The sequence below is a fragment of the Pseudomonas sp. TUM25319 genome, assembly GCF_056388475.1.
This window is the reverse complement of record NZ_CM150751.1, coordinates 3,234,008-3,250,580: the sequence shown is the minus strand read 5'-3', so window position 1 is coordinate 3,250,580 and position 16,573 is coordinate 3,234,008. Positions and strand designations below refer to the sequence as shown.

At 63.2% G+C, this 16,573-nt stretch carries 21 protein-coding genes and 1 tRNA gene; 14 read left to right on the top strand and 8 right to left on the bottom strand.

The window, feature by feature from the left end:
* Positions 1 to 157: 157 nt before the first annotated feature.
* From AC05QJ_RS15385 to AC05QJ_RS15375, 3 genes are all read right to left on the bottom strand, one after another.
* Entirely contained in the window at positions 158 to 1,072 is a 915-nt protein-coding gene (locus AC05QJ_RS15385) for a c-type cytochrome (protein ID WP_476747677.1), read from the bottom strand.
* Positions 1,069 to 1,713 carry a c-type cytochrome gene (locus tag AC05QJ_RS15380; protein WP_476747676.1) on the bottom strand — a complete coding sequence of 215 codons (645 nt, stop codon included), beginning with the start codon at positions 1,711 to 1,713 and terminating at the stop codon, positions 1,069 to 1,071. Before AC05QJ_RS15380 ends, AC05QJ_RS15385 begins: the two co-directional genes overlap by 4 nt.
* Before the next feature lie 179 nt (positions 1,714 to 1,892).
* Positions 1,893 to 2,243: a hypothetical protein gene (locus tag AC05QJ_RS15375; protein WP_476747675.1), complete on the bottom strand. Its 351-nt coding sequence runs from the start codon at positions 2,241 to 2,243 to the stop codon at positions 1,893 to 1,895.
* A gap of 159 nt (positions 2,244 to 2,402) precedes the next feature.
* Here AC05QJ_RS15375 and AC05QJ_RS15370 point away from each other — a divergent pair, with 159 nt between their 5' ends.
* The 7 genes from AC05QJ_RS15370 to csrA all read left to right on the top strand — a co-directional run bounded on the left by AC05QJ_RS15370 (position 2,403) and on the right by csrA (position 7,164).
* The gene (locus AC05QJ_RS15370) at positions 2,403 to 2,705 is read left to right on the top strand and encodes a DUF1883 domain-containing protein (protein ID WP_476747674.1); all 303 of its coding nucleotides are present in this window, start codon (positions 2,403 to 2,405) and stop codon (positions 2,703 to 2,705) included.
* Positions 2,706 to 2,710: 5 nt separating this feature from the next.
* The gene (locus tag AC05QJ_RS15365; RefSeq protein WP_476747673.1) at positions 2,711 to 2,881 is read left to right on the top strand and encodes a hypothetical protein; all 171 of its coding nucleotides are present in this window, start codon (positions 2,711 to 2,713) and stop codon (positions 2,879 to 2,881) included.
* A 36-nt stretch (positions 2,882 to 2,917) separates the two neighbouring features.
* Positions 2,918 to 3,991: an NAD(P)H-dependent flavin oxidoreductase gene (locus AC05QJ_RS15360; protein WP_476747672.1), complete on the top strand. Its 1,074-nt coding sequence runs from the start codon at positions 2,918 to 2,920 to the stop codon at positions 3,989 to 3,991.
* Between the two features lie 83 nt (positions 3,992 to 4,074).
* A complete protein-coding gene (gene modA / locus AC05QJ_RS15355; RefSeq protein WP_476747671.1) occupies positions 4,075 to 4,833 on the top strand; it encodes a molybdate ABC transporter substrate-binding protein in 759 nt (252 codons plus the stop codon).
* A complete protein-coding gene (modB, locus tag AC05QJ_RS15350) occupies positions 4,833 to 5,510 on the top strand; it encodes a molybdate ABC transporter permease subunit (protein WP_476747670.1) in 678 nt (225 codons plus the stop codon). Before modA ends, modB begins: the two co-directional genes overlap by 1 nt.
* A gap of 2 nt (positions 5,511 to 5,512) precedes the next feature.
* On the top strand, positions 5,513 to 6,610 hold the full coding sequence (gene modC / locus AC05QJ_RS15345; protein ID WP_476747669.1) for a molybdenum ABC transporter ATP-binding protein: 1,098 nt from the start codon (positions 5,513 to 5,515) through the stop codon (positions 6,608 to 6,610).
* A gap of 356 nt (positions 6,611 to 6,966) precedes the next feature.
* On the top strand, positions 6,967 to 7,164 hold the full coding sequence (gene csrA / locus AC05QJ_RS15340; RefSeq protein WP_476747668.1) for a carbon storage regulator CsrA: 198 nt from the start codon (positions 6,967 to 6,969) through the stop codon (positions 7,162 to 7,164).
* Between the two features lie 73 nt (positions 7,165 to 7,237).
* On the opposite strand, the gene AC05QJ_RS15335 is transcribed toward csrA, so the two are convergent.
* Genes AC05QJ_RS15335 through AC05QJ_RS15325 form a run of 3 tightly spaced genes read right to left on the bottom strand, consistent with a single transcriptional unit; the run spans position 7,238 to position 10,218 of the window.
* Positions 7,238 to 7,606, bottom strand: coding sequence for a response regulator (locus AC05QJ_RS15335; protein ID WP_476747667.1), 369 nt, complete (start codon positions 7,604 to 7,606; stop codon positions 7,238 to 7,240).
* Positions 7,607 to 7,624: 18 nt separating this feature from the next.
* Positions 7,625 to 9,067 carry an ATPase domain-containing protein gene (locus AC05QJ_RS15330; RefSeq protein WP_476747666.1) on the bottom strand — a complete coding sequence of 481 codons (1,443 nt, stop codon included), beginning with the start codon at positions 9,065 to 9,067 and terminating at the stop codon, positions 7,625 to 7,627.
* Positions 9,046 to 10,218, bottom strand: a complete 1,173-nt coding sequence (locus tag AC05QJ_RS15325; protein ID WP_476747665.1) for a two-component system sensor histidine kinase NtrB — start codon at positions 10,216 to 10,218, stop codon at positions 9,046 to 9,048. The genes AC05QJ_RS15330 and AC05QJ_RS15325 overlap by 22 nt, the downstream gene beginning before the upstream one ends.
* 252 nt (positions 10,219 to 10,470) lie before the next feature.
* Between AC05QJ_RS15325 and AC05QJ_RS15320 the strand changes: the two genes are divergently transcribed.
* From AC05QJ_RS15320 to AC05QJ_RS15290, 7 genes are all read left to right on the top strand, one after another.
* Positions 10,471 to 10,683 carry a hypothetical protein gene (locus tag AC05QJ_RS15320; RefSeq protein ID WP_476747664.1) on the top strand — a complete coding sequence of 71 codons (213 nt, stop codon included), beginning with the start codon at positions 10,471 to 10,473 and terminating at the stop codon, positions 10,681 to 10,683.
* Positions 10,684 to 10,692: 9 nt separating this feature from the next.
* Positions 10,693 to 11,397 carry a YoaK family protein gene (locus AC05QJ_RS15315; RefSeq protein ID WP_476747663.1) on the top strand — a complete coding sequence of 235 codons (705 nt, stop codon included), beginning with the start codon at positions 10,693 to 10,695 and terminating at the stop codon, positions 11,395 to 11,397.
* Between the two features lie 86 nt (positions 11,398 to 11,483).
* A tRNA-Leu gene (locus AC05QJ_RS15310) sits at positions 11,484 to 11,568 on the top strand.
* Positions 11,569 to 11,704: 136 nt separating this feature from the next.
* Positions 11,705 to 11,905 carry a hypothetical protein gene (locus AC05QJ_RS15305; RefSeq protein ID WP_476747662.1) on the top strand — a complete coding sequence of 67 codons (201 nt, stop codon included), beginning with the start codon at positions 11,705 to 11,707 and terminating at the stop codon, positions 11,903 to 11,905.
* A 55-nt stretch (positions 11,906 to 11,960) separates the two neighbouring features.
* Positions 11,961 to 12,365, top strand: a complete 405-nt coding sequence (locus AC05QJ_RS15300; protein ID WP_476747661.1) for a glycine zipper domain-containing protein — start codon at positions 11,961 to 11,963, stop codon at positions 12,363 to 12,365.
* A 219-nt stretch (positions 12,366 to 12,584) separates the two neighbouring features.
* Positions 12,585 to 14,288: an AMP-binding protein gene (locus AC05QJ_RS15295; protein ID WP_476747660.1), complete on the top strand. Its 1,704-nt coding sequence runs from the start codon at positions 12,585 to 12,587 to the stop codon at positions 14,286 to 14,288.
* A gap of 126 nt (positions 14,289 to 14,414) precedes the next feature.
* The gene (locus AC05QJ_RS15290) at positions 14,415 to 14,588 is read left to right on the top strand and encodes a hypothetical protein (RefSeq protein ID WP_476747659.1); all 174 of its coding nucleotides are present in this window, start codon (positions 14,415 to 14,417) and stop codon (positions 14,586 to 14,588) included.
* 224 nt (positions 14,589 to 14,812) lie between these two features.
* On the opposite strand, the gene AC05QJ_RS15285 is transcribed toward AC05QJ_RS15290, so the two are convergent.
* Positions 14,813 to 15,598: an ABC transporter ATP-binding protein gene (locus tag AC05QJ_RS15285; protein WP_476747658.1), complete on the bottom strand. Its 786-nt coding sequence runs from the start codon at positions 15,596 to 15,598 to the stop codon at positions 14,813 to 14,815.
* Positions 15,599 to 15,737: 139 nt separating this feature from the next.
* Positions 15,738 to 16,352 carry a hypothetical protein gene (locus AC05QJ_RS15280; protein ID WP_476747657.1) on the bottom strand — a complete coding sequence of 205 codons (615 nt, stop codon included), beginning with the start codon at positions 16,350 to 16,352 and terminating at the stop codon, positions 15,738 to 15,740.
* Between the last annotated feature and the right edge of the window lie 221 nt (positions 16,353 to 16,573).

Here is a 16,573-nt window from a genome sequence, read left to right as displayed (position 1 = left end):
ATCATAGAGAAATACCGCAGCGGATAGTTCCCGACCATTGAAAATATTGACTTTGCGTCGTCTCTCCGACATTCGGTAATGACCGCGGGACGCCGTTTCCGATGGGGAAAGCGGCGTCCTGGCCATCATTGTGCGACCGCCTCGGGGGCGGCCTGGCTCACTGGGCGGTGCCCTGCCCGATCAGCACGCCGTCGATGGTCTGGCCGTACAGGTTGACGCCATCGTTGGCATGGAACCTTACGCGCGTCTTCTCCACCGACCCTTCCACCAGGCGCGGGTCCTGCGGGCGCTCGTGGCGGTTGATGTAGGCGGCAACGTCCCAGGCCTGCTGGTCGCTCAGGCTGCCGGGCTTGCCCAGGGGCATGTTGTACTTGATGAAGGAGGCCGCGGTATTGATCCGATGCATCCCGGCGCCCCAGTTGTACGAGTCCTTGCCCCACAGCGGCGGCATCACGTAGTCACCCGCCACCGCCTGGCCTTCGCCTTTCTCGCCATGACAAAGGGCGCACTGTTGCTGATACAGCTTCTCGCCACGCTTCATGTCGTAGCCGGCGGCCGGCTGCGCCACCTCGGGATAACCGCGCCCCGGCGGCTCGATGCCGGTGGGCGCTCTGGTCGAGAGCCAGTAGGAATACACCGACAGTGCCGTGATCTCCGGGCTGTCGGCCGCCGGGGCCTTGCCGTTCATGCTGAACTGGAAACAGCCCTGGATGCGCTCGGCGTAGGTGTTGACCTTGTCGTTTTTCTTGCGGTACGCCGGGTACATCGGATAAGCCCCCCACAGCGGCGCCGAGTGGGCCATGCGCCCTTGATCGAGGTGGCAGTTGCTGCACTTCATGCCATTACCGACATAGGCGGGCGCCAGGCGCGTGGTGTCGACGAACAGTGCATAGCCATCACGGACCATCTTGCCGAACGCGTTGTCGGGCAATTCGCTTTCCGCAGGCGGTGTGAAGAACGGCGTCTTGCCGGCCGGCGGCACGTTCAGCTGTGACTGGTCTTCCATGGCAACCGGTGCGGCGTGAGCCGACACGGCCGCGAGGGTCAGCGCGCAAACAATGAATCCCTTCATGGCTTGACCTCCTGTCCAGCGGCGAAATAGTCAGCGACGGCCTTGATCTCCTGATCGGTCATGGCCTTGGCCACGCCGGCCATCAACTGATTGGGATCACCGCGGCGGCTGCCGTCGCGCCAGGCGTTCAACTGCGCCACCAGGTAGGCGGCCGGTTGATGGGACAACGGCGGGAAATGCTCGCCCACACCGACACCGCCCGGCCCGTGGCATTGCACGCACCCGGGGATTTCCCGGCTCCAGTCGCCATACAACGCCAGGGATTGCACTGCGCTGCGGGCCATCTGCTGACGGCGGTTATCGGGGGTGGCGGGGGCTGGCAGCGCCGCAAGGCTGGCGCTGACCGCCGCGATTTCCGCACCGCTCAGCGCTTTGGCCAAGGGCTCCATGATCGGGTTCTTGCGGGTGCCGTCGCGGAAATCGCGCAGTTGCTTACTCAGGTAAGCGGCCGACAACCCCGCCAGTCGCGGGAATCCGGCGGCGGCCATGCCCAGCCCATCGGGGCCGTGGCAACCCTGGCAGGCCATGGCGGCGGGGTTCTGCCCGCCCCGGGTAAATACATCCTGCCCTTGATCGGCGTGGGCCGCCGGGAGGGCGAACAGCATCAGGCTACTGATCAACCATCGATCCAGTGCAATCATCACGAAGCTCCATCTTCTGGTTATATGCTTAGACTCAAAAAACATAAGCCTATGGATAGTAGGGCTATCCTTTCGCCATTACTACGGCGAAATGCACCGAAAAGGAGCACGCAGATCAGTAAATCGATCAGTTCAGCAGTGAATCCGTGAAAGCGGCGAAATGCGTCCGATCAATCCGATCAACCGGAAATGCAGCGCGTCGCCGCGTTGTTCACATCGGAAAGACGCAGCGGGAAGTTGTTCAGGCGCTCGTGCAGCTTGATGCTGCTGCCACCGGAGCGTTCGCTGATGTCCAGGATCGCCGCCGGGGAATCGGACAGCTTCTGCGGCACGATGGCCCGAATGGCTTTGTCATTGCGGGTCACTTCCAGCGGGTCGCGGCTGTCCTTGAGCTTGTCCTGCACGCATTGCAGGTATTGGTCCGGTGACTTGCCGGAAATCACATCCAGGGTTTCGGGGCTCTGTTCCAACTCGGACACACTGGCGCAACCGGTCAGCGCCAACGCCAGGGCAGGTACAAACCATTTCATCGAATCCCATCTCCTCAAATAAAAATGCTTCGACCGTCATTAGGCCGATTTGCTCCCTGGAATGACACTTTTCTCGTCAGGACTGTGATGAAGTCCTACATTCGGGCCAGTTCTGTTATCGTTTCGCTTTTGCCGAAACACCCCTTGCGGAGCCGTAGCATGAAATTCGTACACCAGCGCGAACACCTCAACGAGGACGACATCGTCGTCATCGAGTGTTCCCAGCGCTGCAATATCCGCCTGATGAACGACGCCAACTTCCGCAGCTTCAAGAATGGCGGCCGGCACACCTATCACGGCGGCGCCTTCGACCGTTTTCCGGCGAAGATCACGGTGCCAAGTACCGGTTTCTGGAACATCACCCTCGATACCGTCAGCCCGCGGGCCATTTCGGTCACGCGCAAACCGACCTTCACCTACAAGATCAAGATCATCCGCCGCTCGTCGTCGCAACTGAGATAAGCCCCATGACCGCAACGATCAAATACGTCATCAAGTACAAACTCGACGGCGAACGCCGCTGGGACTTCGCCCACCTGCCAGACAACTCGCTGGAGCAGGCCCAGGCCGCGCTGCGCAAGATCCATGGCGACGACGCCGGGAAAATCACCGACATCCAGGTCAGCAAGGCACTCTGAAGGCCATCGCCGACCGCAGACAGGAGTTCGCAGACAATGAGTCAATGGCCGGACCACCGCATTCTCGACCTGTTCGGCATCGACCTGCCGATCCTGCAGGCGCCCATGGCCGGCGCCACCGGCTCGGCCATGGCCATCGCCGTCAGCAATGCCGGCGGCCTGGGCGCCCTGCCCTGCGCCATGCTCAGCGCCGAACAGATCCGCCAGGAACTGGAGGCCTTCGCCCAGGCCAGCCGCGGCCCGATCAACGTGAACTTCTTCTGCCACACCCCGCCGGTGCCTGACGCCGAGCGGGCCGAGCGCTGGAAGCAGGCGCTCAAACCGTACTACGAGGAAGTGGGTGCCGATTTCGAGGCACCGACGCCCGTCTCCAGCCGCGCACCGTTCGACGACAGCGCCTGCGCCCTGGTGGAGCAGTTCAAGCCGGCGGTGGTCAGCTTCCACTTCGGCCTGCCCGAGCCACGCCTGCTGGCGCGGGTCAAGGCCACCGGTGCGAAGGTGATCTCCAGCGCCACCACCGTGACCGAGGCGCTGTGGCTGGAACAGCATGGCTGCGATGCAATCATTGCCATGGGCTACGAGGCCGGCGGCCATCGCGGCATGTTCCTCAGCGACGACCTCAACAGCCAGGTCGGCACCTTCGCCCTGGTGCCGCAGATCGCCGATGCGGTACGCGTGCCGGTGATTGCCGCTGGCGGTATCGGCGACGCCCGCGGTATCGCGGCGGCGTTCACCCTGGGCGCGTCGGCGGTGCAACTGGGAACGGCGTACCTGTTCTGCCCGGAGGCGAAAATCTCTCCTGCCCACCGTCGCGCGCTGCACACTGCGAGGGAAAGCGACACCGCGCTGACCAACCTGTTCACCGGCCGCCCGGCCCGTGGCATCAGCACGCGGATCATGCGCGAGCTTGGACCGGTGAGCGACCTGGCACCGGCCTTCCCCCTCGCTGGCGGCGCCCTGGCACCGATCCGCGCCATCAGCGAGCCACAGGGCAACAGCGACTTCAGCAACCTGTGGTCCGGGCAGGCGCTGCGCCTTGGCGTCGAACTGCCCGCCGCGCAACTCACCCGCAAACTGGCAGACGAAACCCACGCATTGATTGTTCGCTGAAAACAGGACTTTCCGTATACAAGGCAATCGCTATATATTCGCTTATATAGCGATTAGCCTTCACTCACCCTCGGAGCTGTTTCATGCGTAAGTGTGCACCTCGTCTTGCCCTGACTACCCTGTTCGCCTTCATGACCCTCAACAGCGCCTGGGCTGATGACGTTCAGGTCGCCGTCGCCGCCAACTTCACCGCGCCGATCCAGGCGATCGCCAAGGACTTCGAAAAAGACACTGGCCACAAACTGGTAGCGGCTTTCGGCGCGACCGGGCAGTTCTATGCGCAGATCAAGAACGGCGCGCCGTTCGAAGTCTTCCTCGCCGCCGACGATAGCACCCCGGCCAAGCTGGAAAGCGAAGGCGACACCGTCAAGGGCTCGCGCTTCACCTATGCCGTCGGCACCCTGGCGCTGTGGTCGGCCAAGCCCGGCTACGTCGATGCCAAGGGCGAAGTGCTGAAGGCCAATGAGTACAAACACCTGTCCATCGCCAACCCGAAAGCCGCGCCTTACGGCCTGGCCGCCACCCAGGTGCTGGCCAAGCTGAACCTCACTGACGCCACCAAGGCCAAGATCGTCGAAGGCCAGAACATCACCCAGGCTTTCCAGTTCGTGTCCACCGGCAACGCCGAACTGGGCTTCGTCGCGCTGTCGCAGATCTACCAGGACGGCAAGGTCACCAACGGCTCCGCCTGGATCGTTCCGGCCGAGCTGCACGACCCGATCCGCCAGGACGCGGTGATCCTCAACAAAGGCAAGGACAACCCGGCCGCCAAGGCACTGGTCGAGTACCTGAAAGGTCCGAAGGCCGCTGCGGTCATCAAATCCTACGGCTACGAACTCTGATGCCGCTGGACGCCAGCGATTTCGGCGCAATCTGGCTGACTCTCAAGCTGGCGTCGGTGACCACCCTGATCCTCCTGGTGGTCGGTACGCCGATCGCCTGGTGGCTGGCCCGCACCCGCTCCTGGCTGCGCGGCCCCGTGGGTGCGGTGGTGGCGCTGCCCCTGGTGCTGCCGCCGACAGTGATCGGTTTCTACCTGCTGCTGGCCCTGGGACCGCACGGTTTCATCGGCCAGACCACCGAGGCTCTCGGCCTCGGTACCGTGGTATTCAGCTTCACCGGGCTGGTGATGGGCTCGGTGGTCTATTCCATGCCGTTCGTGGTGCAGCCGTTGCAGAACGCCTTCACCGCCATCGGCAACCGTCCCCTGGAAGTCGCCGCGACCCTGCGTGCCAGTCCCTGGGACACCTTTTTCAGCGTGGTGCTGCCCCTGGCCCGGCCAGGGTTCGTCACCGCCAGCATCCTCGGCTTCGCCCACACGGTCGGCGAGTTCGGCGTGGTCCTGATGATCGGCGGCAACATCCCCGACAAGACCCGCGTGGTCTCGGTGCAGATCTTCGACCACGTCGAAGCCATGGAATACGCCCAGGCCCACTGGCTGGCCGGCGCCATGCTGGTGTTCTCGTTCCTCGTGCTGCTGGCGCTGTATGGCAGCCGCGGCAAGTCGGCCTGGAGTTGAACATGGCCTCGATGATTCACGCCCGAGTGAAAGTGTCCCGGGACGATTTCACCCTGGATGTCGACCTCAGCCTGCCCGGCCAGGGCGTCAGCGCACTGTTCGGCGCCTCGGGCTCGGGCAAGACCACCTGCCTGCGCTGCCTGGCCGGGCTGGAGCGCGCCGAGGACGCCTTTATCGAGGTCGGCGGCACCGTCTGGCAGGACTCGGCCAGGAAGATTTTCGTACCGCCGCACCAGCGCCCCATCGGTTACGTGTTTCAGGAAGCCAGCCTGTTCAGCCATCTCTCAGTGCGCGGCAACCTGGAATTCGGCTGGCGCCGCATCGATCCGGCCACCCGCCGCATCAGCCTGCAGCAGGCCTGCGAGCTGCTGGGCATCGACCACCTGCTCGAGCGCAAGGCCGACACCCTGTCCGGCGGTGAGCGCCAGCGCGTCGGCATCGCCCGCGCCTTGCTCACCAGCCCGCGCCTGCTGTTGATGGACGAGCCGCTGGCTGCCCTCGACGCACCACGCAAGCGCGAGATCCTGCCGTACCTGGAACGCCTGCACGCTGAACTGCAGATCCCGCTGATCTATGTCAGCCATGCCCAGGACGAAGTAGCCCGACTCGCCGATCACCTGGTACTGCTGGAGCAAGGCAAAGCGCTCGCCAGCGGCCCGATCAACCAGACCCTCGCCCGCCTGGACCTGCCCCTGGCCCAGGAAGAAGACGCCGGCGTCATCATCGAAGGCCGCACAGGCGCCTGCGACGAGACCTATCAACTGCTCGACCTGCACCTGCCCGGCAGCGACCTGCGCCTGCGCATTCCCCACGGGCCGATGCCCGCCGGCACCGCGCTGCGGGTCAAGGTACAGGCCCGGGACATCAGCCTGAGCCTGGCAGAGGACACGCAATCGAGCATCATCAATCGCTTGCCGGTCACCCTTCGCGCACTCAGCCACCAGGGCAATCCGGCGCAGGTTCTGGTCAGCCTCGAGGCCGGTGGTCATCCGCTGCTGGCGCGTGTCACACGGTTCTCCAGTGACCAGCTCGGCCTGCACGAAGGCCAGCAACTCTGGGCGCAGATCAAGGGCGTGGCGCTGCTCGGTCACAGCGGGTGAACGCTTTCTGGACAATGGCCAGTAAAATGCCGGGCCATTCAAGAATGAAACGCATTTAACACCTAAAATAACCCCACACTTTGAACGCTGAATATTAAACGTTCCTCTTTTCACAAGAGAAATTTCCCATATTCGTTCAACCCCCCTATGCTTGCGGGGTGGAACATTTCGCGCGGCGAAAATCCACCTGCCCAGTCGACTCCCAGCCCGAAAAGACTTCAGCAAATATCTTTGCTCGGGGAATTAATTTTCAACGAATGCGTCTTTAATGAAGGGAAAGAGGGAAGCGTCTCCCGGCGCCCCCTCCCTCTGTGGGTTACGCCTGCGAGGCATTTCAAGTTACCAAGGAGAAATACATGCTGATACTCACCCGCAAGGTTGGCGAAAGCATCGTCATCGACGATGACATCAAGGTCACCATTCTAGGTGTCAAGGGGATGCAAGTGAGGATCGGTATCGACGCACCGAAGAACGTCCAGGTGCACCGTGAAGAGATCTACAAGCGCATTCAGGCCGGTAGCCCGGCGCCCGAAAAAGGAGAAGGCAATCAGTAAGTCGATCCCATGACTCGAGTCGCACGGATGCGCTTGGTCCCGTCACGGACCTTCCGCTCGCAGTAAAGGGACTTCACTCCCCAGGCGGCCCGACCAGTTTGTTGACCAGGCGGATCATCTCCTCCGGCTCGAAGGGTTTCTGCAGCACTTCATTGAACAGCTCCGGGTTTTCCCGACCGATACCGGCCTGCGCGCCACTCATGAGAATGATCGGCAAGGCCGTCAGCCCCGGGCGCTCGCGAAGCTCTGTCGCGAGTTGCTTGCCATCCATTTCGGGCATCATGTAGTCGGTGATCAGCAGTTCAACCCGTGTCTTCTGCAACACTTCGAGGGCCTTTTTGCCGCCACTGGCTTTCTCGACCTGATAGCCCGCATCCTCCAGGGCAAAACCGAGGATGTCGCAGATGACGTACTCGTCGTCGACCACCAGAATCGTGCTCATGGTTGCATGCCACGCCCCTCAGGAGCGCTCCACCGGTTGCGCGGTGCCGGACAGCACTGCGGTTGCCTCGTTGAACGCCTTGCGCAACTCCATTCCTGTCTCACCTATCACTACCTCCCGTAGTGCCGGGTCGTAACGGCTGTCACGAACCTTGAGTACCGACAGCACCCGCCGCAGTTCAGACTCCAGTTCGACGAAGCGCATCAGCAGCAGGTTGTCGACGATGCTCGACAGTTCCGGCGCCGGGGCATTGATTTCAGAACCGAACAGGTCACGCATTTCCCAGGTCGCCACGACCGTCACATCGCGGGCACGCAGCTCGCCCATCAGTGCACGGAAGAATTCGTTCAGGCGTTCGGGCCGGGTCGCCAGCCGGGTGAAGGCCCCCAGGTTGTCGATCAGCACGCGCTTGATGCCGTGCTGGCCGACATAGCGCAACAGCCGCGCACCGACATCGTCCAGCAGGCCTTCGGTGGTGGGTTGCCAGGCGATGTGCAGCGCGCCGTCGCGCTCCAGGGCCGGGAAGTCCAGGCCCAGGGCAGCGGCTTTCATGCGCAGGCGCGACGCCGGCTCGTAGAAGCCGAAGTGCAGCCCCGGCGCCTCGACCGTCGAGGCGCCAAGAAAACTCAAACCCAACGACGTCTTGCCGCTGCCTGAAGGCCCCATCACCAATGTCACCGAACTCTGTGCCAGGCCGCCCTGCAACAGTTGGTCGAGGCTGGCAACGCCGCTGCTGACGCGAGCGCAGGTTTCGCTGCCGGTGCCGGAAGGACGGCTATACAGCGCCTCGAGCCGCGGAAAGACCTTCAGCCCGTCGGCGCTGATCTCGCATTCGTGAAGCCCCGACAAGGCGCCGCTGCCACGGGTCTTGCGCAACTGGATACGGCGCACCGCCCGGGCGCCATGCAGGTCTTCGCCCAGCTCGATCACGCCATCGACCATGGTGTGCTCGGGGCTGTCGTCCTCCAGGTGGGTGCTGGTCAGCAGCACCAGCGTGCAACCGGCGAACGCGGCATGGGCCTGCAGTTCGAAAATGAATTTCTTGGTATCGAGCACCGTCTCGGCCCGTGAGCGGGCGGTGAGCAAGCCGTCGACGATCAGCAGCGACGCGCCGTGCCGGGCGATTTCACCCCGCAGCAGACGGACCACCGCTTCGAGGCCTTCCTGGTCCAGCGTATCGAAGGCACTGAGAAACTGGATCTGATCACCGATCTTCGCCGCATCGTAGAACGACAGGGTCGACAGGTACTGGAACAGCCGCTCATGGGACTCGCTGAGCAGCGTCGCCACCAGCACCCGACCGCCGGAGGCGACATGATTGAAGGCCAGCTGGTTGGCGAGAATGGTCTTGCCGGAGCCGGGGCGGCCCTGAACGATGTAGGCGGCGCCAGCGATCAACCCACCCTTGAGCAGATCGTCGAGCCCCTCGATGCCGGTTACTAGACGCTGGAGCTGTTCCACGTTGCCTGGTCCTCTTCGGTGATGGAAACGGGCAGGCACAGGGTCACGCAGGCGCCCTGCCCTGGCTCGCTGTCGACCCAGATCGCGCCGTTGCTCTGCTTGGCGAAGCCATAGGCCTGGCTCAAGCCCAGGCCAGTACCCTTGCCGAATCCCTTGGTGGTGAAGAACGGCTCGAAAATGCGTGGCAACACATGCGCATCGATTCCCCGGCCGGTGTCGGTGACGCCGATCAGCACGAAAGGCCCCGACAGTTCTTCGCGCTCGCCCTGCAACGTCTGGTTGCGTGCCCACAGGCGGATCTCGCCGCTGTCCTGAATCGCATCCCGGGCATTGAGCACCAGATTGAGCAGCACCATCTGCAATTGCGCCGCGTCTACCTCCACCGTCGACAGCCCTTCGTCGTACTGCACCAGCAGGTGGATCTCCGGGGGCAGTGCCTGGTTCAGCAGTGCGCGAATCGACTCGATAACCTCGGGCAGGGCAACCCGCACCACGTTCTGTTCCTTGCGCCGGGCAAAGCTGAGCAGTTGCTGGGTCATCTGGCTGCCGCGCTGGCCGGCATCGAGAATATGGTCGAGCAGGCGCTGCACCCGCTTCGGATCCTGGCTGTTCATCGCCAGCTTGGCCGAGCTGATGATGATGGTCAGCAGGTTGTTGAAGTCATGGGCCATGCCGCCCGTCAACTGGCCCAGGGCCTCGAGCTTCTGCGACTGGAACAGTTGCGCACGCATCGCGTCCAGCTGCAGGGCGGCATCACGCCGGTCGGTGATATCGCGGGTGATCTTCGCCAGCCCTATCACCTCGCCCTCGGGCGAGCGCACCACGTCCAGGGCCACCAGGGCCCAGAAACGGGTGCCGTCCTTGCGTACGCGCCAACCCTCGTCCTGAGCGACGCCGCTGCTCAGGGCCTTGCCCACCAGGTATGCGGGGCGGCCGTCGGCACAATCCTGCTCGGTGAAAAACAGCGAGAAATGCCGGCCGATGACTTCATCGGCCTTGTAACCCTTGATGCGCTCGGCCCCGGCGTTCCAGGAAATGATGTAGCCGTCGAGGTCCATCATGTAGATGGCATAGTCGACGACGGTCTGCACGAGTTGCTCGTACAGACTGCTGTGTTTGTTGTGCAGGTCCAAGCGTTGGGATGGATCCATTTCGGATTCCGCTGGTTATTGTCGAAGTGTAGCTACAGCATACGCTGAGGACGACACCGAGTGCGGCGCTTTCTTACACCAATTCTCGGTAATTCCGACATACACTTCGTGCCATCCACGAAGTGCCCCTGCAACTATTGCGCTGGATCAAGGTATAGCTGCATTGTCGCCGCGCCGCCTCCTGAGCAGCGGGGCAAATTGCTATAGTCTCTGCTCCAGACGGCTTCAACAGGCAAGTGACTGAGGATAAGGATGATCGACAAGCGCATGAAAGGCATTCACGACGACCTGGAGCACACCGCCGACGGCATGGAGCAGTTGGCACGGGGTCTGGCCGGGCATGCCGTTTACCTGCAGGGCTCGATCCATGCCGCCGATGCGGTGGAAGTGAGCGAGCGGGTCAGTGGCCTGAACGCTGCCATCAACGAACTGCGTGCCGTGGCCAGCGCCATCGACCCTCATTGAGCCCTTCCCATGCTGCCTGAACATCCGGCCGGACTGCGCAAGCCACAGGCCGCGCGTCTGTACCGACGCCGGGGCCAGGTCGGCCTGTTCTTCGTCGGCGGCCTCTCGGTACTGGCCGGCATGACCGACGCCATCGGTTTTCTCGCCAGCGGCGATTTCGTCTCGTTCATGAGCGGCAACACCACACGCCTGGCCGTGGCCCTGAGCGAAGGCCAGTTTGCGTTGGTCGCCCGCCTGGCGCTGCTGATTGTCACCTTTGTCATCGGCAATGCGCTGGGGGTCATGATTGCCCGCTCCAGCCGCCGGCGCGCCTGGCCGCTGCTGCTACTCACCACCGTGCTGCTGCTGGGCGCCGCCCTGTGCGGTGAAAGCGCCGAACTGCCGGCGCTGCTGGCGGCGATCCTGGCGATGGGGATGCTCAACGCGGCGGTGGAAGAAGTGAACGGCCTGCCCATCGGCCTGACCTACGTGACCGGCGCGCTGTCGCGTTTCGGCCGTGGCCTGGGTCGCTGGCTGATGGGTGAGCGCCGGCCCGGCTGGCGCATGCAACTGGTGCCCTGGGCCGGCATGCTGTGCGGTGCCGTGCTCGGCGGCTGGCTGGAACACCGGCTGGGATTCGCCGCGCTGCTGGTCAGCGCCGCGCTGGCGGCGGTACTTGCCGTGGTGTCGGTAATGATTCCGCGACGCTGGGTACAGCGTTACATGGCGCGCTGAACAAAGGTCTTACCGGTTGACGCGAATATAACGATGAGTTATAAAGCGCGCTTGCTCGGGGAAGCTCAATGCCTCCTGCCAGAGCCGCGAGTGTGGTGGAATTGGTATACACAGCAGACTTAAAATCTGTCGGCGTGAGCCTTGCGGGTTCGAGTCCCGCCACTCGCACCATCTCCTGAAAAAGCGCCCGCCCCGGCGCTTTTTTCATATCTGCCAATGACTTGGCACACCCTCTGAAACAAATTCGAAAAAACGCGGTCCTACCAGCGCCATCGATTGACCGCCTCCGCGGTCAGAGGACCTGATCGTGCTGACCCGTCTTACACAACTGACCTTGCTGGCTGCCATTCTGGTTTCTGCCGGCTGCGCCCATCACCACCACCATGGCCGCGATCGCGGCGACGACGGCTGGCGCGACCGCGACCATCGCTGGCAGGACGACGATCGTCGTCATTACGATCGCCGCGACTACCGCCGTGATGATCGTCGCTACCGCGACGACGACTGATTCATTTCCTTATCCCCGTGCGTTTCTGATTGCCCCTTTTTTCGAGGTTTCGACCATGCGTTTGTCACTGCCTACCCTTGCTCTAGGTGTTCTGCTTTCCCAGGCCGCGCTGGCCGGTGATGGTACTGCTGCCATCGGCGGCGGCCTTGGCGGTGCCCTCGGCAACGTCGTCGGCCAGCAGATCGGCGGCAGCACCGGCGCGGCTATCGGTGCCGGCCTCGGTGGCGCCGCCGGCAGTGCCGTCGGCGCGAAAAAAGGCAACCGCACCGAAGCGGCACTGGGCGGCGGCCTGGGCTCGGCAGGTGGCTCGCTGATCGGCGGCAAACTGGGCGGCTCCACCGGCTCCACCGTCGGTGCCGGCCTGGGCGGCGCTGCCGGTGGAGCATTGGGCAACCATCTGGCTGACGACAGCCGCGACTCGGGCAAGCGCAAGCACAAGCGCCGCCATCGTCATCGCTGAGCGCTGAGCCACGCAACACGCTGAAGAAAACCGGTAGCGATGAGTTACCGGTTTTTTTTTGCAACCCACCGTGAAATCCCGCCTTGCGACCCTCTGCAAATTTGCACATGGAACCGGCTTTTATGTGAATTCTTAACTCATAAATGCGCGCCTATACTCGGCTCAACCCCCTGCTTCCTGACCAGGCGGGACCGACAACAACAAACAAGGCACGCCTCCATGACCCAAGCCCGCCACGCCTTCCTTGCTGCCCGCGATTTCCTGCTGGCCCACCGTAACGACTACGACACCGCGGCCCGGGAGTTCCGCTGGCCGCAACTCGATCGCTTCAACTGGGCGCTGGATTACTTCGACCACATGGCCGCCGACAACCAGACCAGCGCGCTCTGGATAGTCGAGGAAGACGGCAGCGAACGCCGCTACAGCTTCCACGAGATGTCGCAGCGTTCCAACCGCGTGGCCAACCATCTGCGCGCCTTGGGCGTGAGGCGCGGCGAGCGCATCCTGATGATGCTGGGCAACGACATTGCCCTGTGGGAAAGCATGCTGGCGGCCTTCAAGCTGGGCGCGGTGGTCATCCCCGCCACTGCCCTGCTGACCGCCGAAGACCTGCGTGACCGCGTCGAGCGCGGTCACGTGCGCCACCTGATCGTCGGCGCCGCCAACCTGGAGAAATTCGCCGGCATCGATGGCAGTCTCACCCGCATCAGTGTCGGCAGCCGGACGCAAGGCTGGGTCTGCCATGCCGATGCCGAGGCGCACAGCGACGCTTTCATCGAGGAAGGCACGACCCAGGCCACCGACCCGATGCTGCTGTACTTCACCTCGGGCACAACCTCCAAGCCGAAGATGGTGCTGCACAGCCACCAGAGCTACCCGGTCGGCCACCTCTCCACCCTCTACTGGATCGGCCTGCAGCCTGGCGACGTCCACCTGAACATCTCATCTCCCGGCTGGGCCAAGCACGCCTGGAGCTGCTTCTTCGCCCCCTGGAACGCCGGCGCCTGCGTATTCATCCATAACAACCCGCGCTTCAACGCCGCCTCGCTGCTGCAGACACTGGAGCGCTACCGCATCACCAGCCTGTGCGCACCGCCCACCGTGTGGCGGATGCTGATCCAGGAAGACCTCGCCAGCTACCGCGGCCGCCTGAATCTGCGAGAGCTGGTGGGCGCCGGCGAGCCGCTCAACCCGGAGATCATCGAACAGATCCAGTTGGCCTGGGGCCTGGACCTGCGCGACGGCTTCGGCCAGTCGGAAACCACCGCGCTGGTGGGCAACACACCCGGCCAGTCGCTCAAGCCGGGCTCCATGGGCCGCCCCCTGCCGGGCTATCGCGTCACCCTCCTCGACCCCGACGGCCATCCTGCCACCGAAGGCGAGGTCGCCCTGCCCCTGGCCGAGCGTCCGCTGGGGCTGATGCTGGGCTACGAAGACAGCCCGGAGAAAACCGACGAGGTCATGCGCGGCGGCTACTACCGCACCGGCGACACCGCACAGATCGACGCCGACGGCTACATCACCTTCGTCGGCCGCGCCGACGATGTGTTCAAGGCCTCGGACTACCGCATCAGCCCGTTCGAGCTGGAAAGCGCACTGATCGAACACCCGGCAGTGATGGAAGTGGCCGTGGTGCCGAGCCACGACCCGGTCCGCCTGGCGGTGCCCAAGGCGTTCCTGATCCTCGCCCACGACAAGCCCGGCAGCGCCGAACTGGCCCGTGACATCCTGGCCTTCGCTCGCGAGCACCTGGCGCCGTACAAACGGGTGAGACGGATCGAGTTCGTCGTCGAACTGCCCAAGACCATCTCCGGCAAGATTCGCCGGGTGGAACTGCGGCAAATGGAGAATCAGCGGCGCCAGGGCGATGGTCGCGGCGCGCAAGAGTATTTCGAGGAGGATTTTCCGCAGCTCAAGGGTTGACCGGTTTCCCGGCTCGAGAAATGCCGCGTCAGGTAACGGGGATCTTCAGCGTGAAAAAGATTGAATCCCCTGCGCAAAGCGTCGGTCCAGAACTATGAACGCAGTCAATCTGACGAGGTAACAGCAATGACTATCGAAGCAGAGACACTCGTACAACTGACCGAAGCGCTGAAGAAACGCGGCATGACCCGCATCGCCGAACTGGACTTCACCCGGGCGCCCTACCGCCGGGATCACCGTTGGACCTGCATCGTGAGCAAGCGCAGGGCCAGCGGCAAGTCGGGAGGTACACGGACTTGAACGCGCAGGCGCCATGGCCTGCAGTACCTGGGTTGTCACCCTTGGGCCTTGGCGATGTATTGCGGGTGCGCTGCAACCATATCTGCGGGAGCCGGCGTTGCCGGCGATGAGGCCAGCAGAATCAGCAGTGTTGCCAGGTCAGGCCCTATCGCTTGCAAGCGGAGCGCCGCCCGGCCAGCTCCCACCAGGTGGCGCGTTCATCGGGGAGCCCCGGACAATCAGGGTCAAGAAACAGATAAGGCGTGCCAGCAGCGATACCAGCCATCTTCCTCGGTGATACGCAGATCGGTCTGGTACAGGTCCGACAGGTGCTCGCTGGTCAGCACCTCGGCCTTCGGTCCGTCGGCAACGATACGGCCCTGTTGCAGCAGCACCACCCGCTCGATCTCCGGAATGATCTCGTCGATGTGATGGGTGGTGATGATCATCGCGTGGTCGGCGCCGCAGAAGTTGCGCATCAGCTTGAGCATGCCGAGGCTGGCGCCCATGTCGAGGCCGTTGGCCGGCTCGTCGAGGATCAGTGCACTGGGCTGGTGAACCAGGGCACGGGCCAGCAGCAGCCGGCGCTTCTGCCCGGTGGACAGGCGCTGGAACATGGTCTGCTCATGCCCGGCCATCTCCACCACCGCCAGCAGCGCGCGGGCCTGTTCGATCTGCTCGGCACTCGGCTGCAGGTGGCCGTGGGCACCGATGGCGCCGAAGAATCCGGACACCACCACGTCCAGCGCCTGGGTGAACGGCGTGTAGTCCTCCTGCAGGTCCTGGGAGACAAAACCGAGGCGGCTGCGCAAGGCCCACAGGTTCACAGTGTCGCTGCCGAACAGCTTCAGGTGGCTGCCTTCGCGCTCCACCGGGTACAGCTCGCGGGTGATCAGCTTGAGAAAGGTGCTCTTGCCAGCGCCGTTGGGGCCGAGGATGGCGACTTTTTCGCCGGCACCGATGTGCAGGGAAAAACCGTCGAGCACGCGAGTCTGCTGCTGGTAGGCGGTGACGTTGTGGATGTCGATCATGGGGTACTCATCAGCGCGGGGCGAAAAGACAAAGTAGATGCCACGGACCGGGGCGATCAGTGGCCGGGGCATCTTTTCACGAGTTGCCGATGGAGGCTACAACTGCAAGGCCGGGAATGCTTCGGCCTTGCTGACCGTTTCAGACGACAGGCAAACCGGCAAGCAGCGCAAGGGTACGGTAGTCCAGGCCGGTCGGGGTGGTGTTCAGGTATTCATCAATGGCCTCATCGTCTTCCACTATCGCGAGCATTCGCCGGTGCCGGACATGGATGTCCCGGGACTCGCTGGCCGTCTCGGCCGTCAGCGCCATGTTGGTGAGTGTTTCCCGAGCGAACGCCGGCACCTCCCGGTGATAGCTGTAGCGAGCCGCGCCCGGCAGGATCACCCGGTCCAGCAGGATGAAGTCACCGGTGGGAAGCATGTCCGGGTTTTCGGTTCGGCTCAGGGCGATATCGATCTTCTTGCCGGCGAATTCCAGCCAGCCGTGGGACGCCACGCCCTGCCACGACGGCTCGCCCACCCAGCCGATCACCACCTCGGTGTCGATGTTTCGCTGCTTCTTCAGATAACGCTTCATGAAGAATGACAGGTGATAACAACCGCCGGTCATTCCGCCTTCCATCACCACGCGCTGGTGAAGGCGAGTCGCTACATCCGCTATCGCGCGCTCCTGGGCGCTCAGCGATAACAACCATGCGCCCGACATTTCGTCGAACTGCTGTCTTTCCAACTTCCGTTGTCGTGCCTGGCCCATCCTGTTGCTCCCTGCAAAGTCAGGAAAAATATAGCTGCGCCACTCCAGATAACCATCTGATTACTGCGAACGGCCGCACAAAAAACCAATGAATACAACGGGTTTGATATCAGGTCGCCAGCCTTCGCGACATTCCCCATGGCGTGGGTGCAATCATCTTGCTGCCACGGTGAAGGCTCAACTTAAATGGCGTGAATTATTTTTCATGAGCATCGAGCGAT

Bases quoted from the DNA above. Each gene is read 5' to 3' on its own strand.
- AC05QJ_RS15385 (WP_476747677.1), bottom strand. From the start codon at position 1,072: ATGAAGGGATTCATTGTTTGCGCGCTGACCCTCGCGGCCGTGTCGGCT.
- AC05QJ_RS15380 (WP_476747676.1), bottom strand. From the start codon at position 1,713: ATGATTGCACTGGATCGATGGTTGATCAGTAGCCTGATGCTGTTCGCC.
- AC05QJ_RS15375 (WP_476747675.1), bottom strand. From the start codon at position 2,243: ATGAAATGGTTTGTACCTGCCCTGGCGTTGGCGCTGACCGGTTGCGCC.
- AC05QJ_RS15370 (WP_476747674.1), top strand. From the start codon at position 2,403: ATGAAATTCGTACACCAGCGCGAACACCTCAACGAGGACGACATCGTC.
- AC05QJ_RS15365 (WP_476747673.1), top strand. From the start codon at position 2,711: ATGACCGCAACGATCAAATACGTCATCAAGTACAAACTCGACGGCGAA.
- AC05QJ_RS15360 (WP_476747672.1), top strand. From the start codon at position 2,918: ATGAGTCAATGGCCGGACCACCGCATTCTCGACCTGTTCGGCATCGAC.
- modA (WP_476747671.1), top strand. From the start codon at position 4,075: ATGCGTAAGTGTGCACCTCGTCTTGCCCTGACTACCCTGTTCGCCTTC.
- modB (WP_476747670.1), top strand. From the start codon at position 4,833: ATGCCGCTGGACGCCAGCGATTTCGGCGCAATCTGGCTGACTCTCAAG.
- modC (WP_476747669.1), top strand. From the start codon at position 5,513: ATGGCCTCGATGATTCACGCCCGAGTGAAAGTGTCCCGGGACGATTTC.
- csrA (WP_476747668.1), top strand. From the start codon at position 6,967: ATGCTGATACTCACCCGCAAGGTTGGCGAAAGCATCGTCATCGACGAT.
- AC05QJ_RS15335 (WP_476747667.1), bottom strand. From the start codon at position 7,606: ATGAGCACGATTCTGGTGGTCGACGACGAGTACGTCATCTGCGACATC.
- AC05QJ_RS15325 (WP_476747665.1), bottom strand. From the start codon at position 10,218: ATGGATCCATCCCAACGCTTGGACCTGCACAACAAACACAGCAGTCTG.
- AC05QJ_RS15320 (WP_476747664.1), top strand. From the start codon at position 10,471: ATGATCGACAAGCGCATGAAAGGCATTCACGACGACCTGGAGCACACC.
- AC05QJ_RS15315 (WP_476747663.1), top strand. From the start codon at position 10,693: ATGCTGCCTGAACATCCGGCCGGACTGCGCAAGCCACAGGCCGCGCGT.
- AC05QJ_RS15300 (WP_476747661.1), top strand. From the start codon at position 11,961: ATGCGTTTGTCACTGCCTACCCTTGCTCTAGGTGTTCTGCTTTCCCAG.
- AC05QJ_RS15295 (WP_476747660.1), top strand. From the start codon at position 12,585: ATGACCCAAGCCCGCCACGCCTTCCTTGCTGCCCGCGATTTCCTGCTG.
- AC05QJ_RS15290 (WP_476747659.1), top strand. From the start codon at position 14,415: ATGACTATCGAAGCAGAGACACTCGTACAACTGACCGAAGCGCTGAAG.
- AC05QJ_RS15285 (WP_476747658.1), bottom strand. From the start codon at position 15,598: ATGATCGACATCCACAACGTCACCGCCTACCAGCAGCAGACTCGCGTG.
- AC05QJ_RS15280 (WP_476747657.1), bottom strand. From the start codon at position 16,352: ATGGGCCAGGCACGACAACGGAAGTTGGAAAGACAGCAGTTCGACGAA.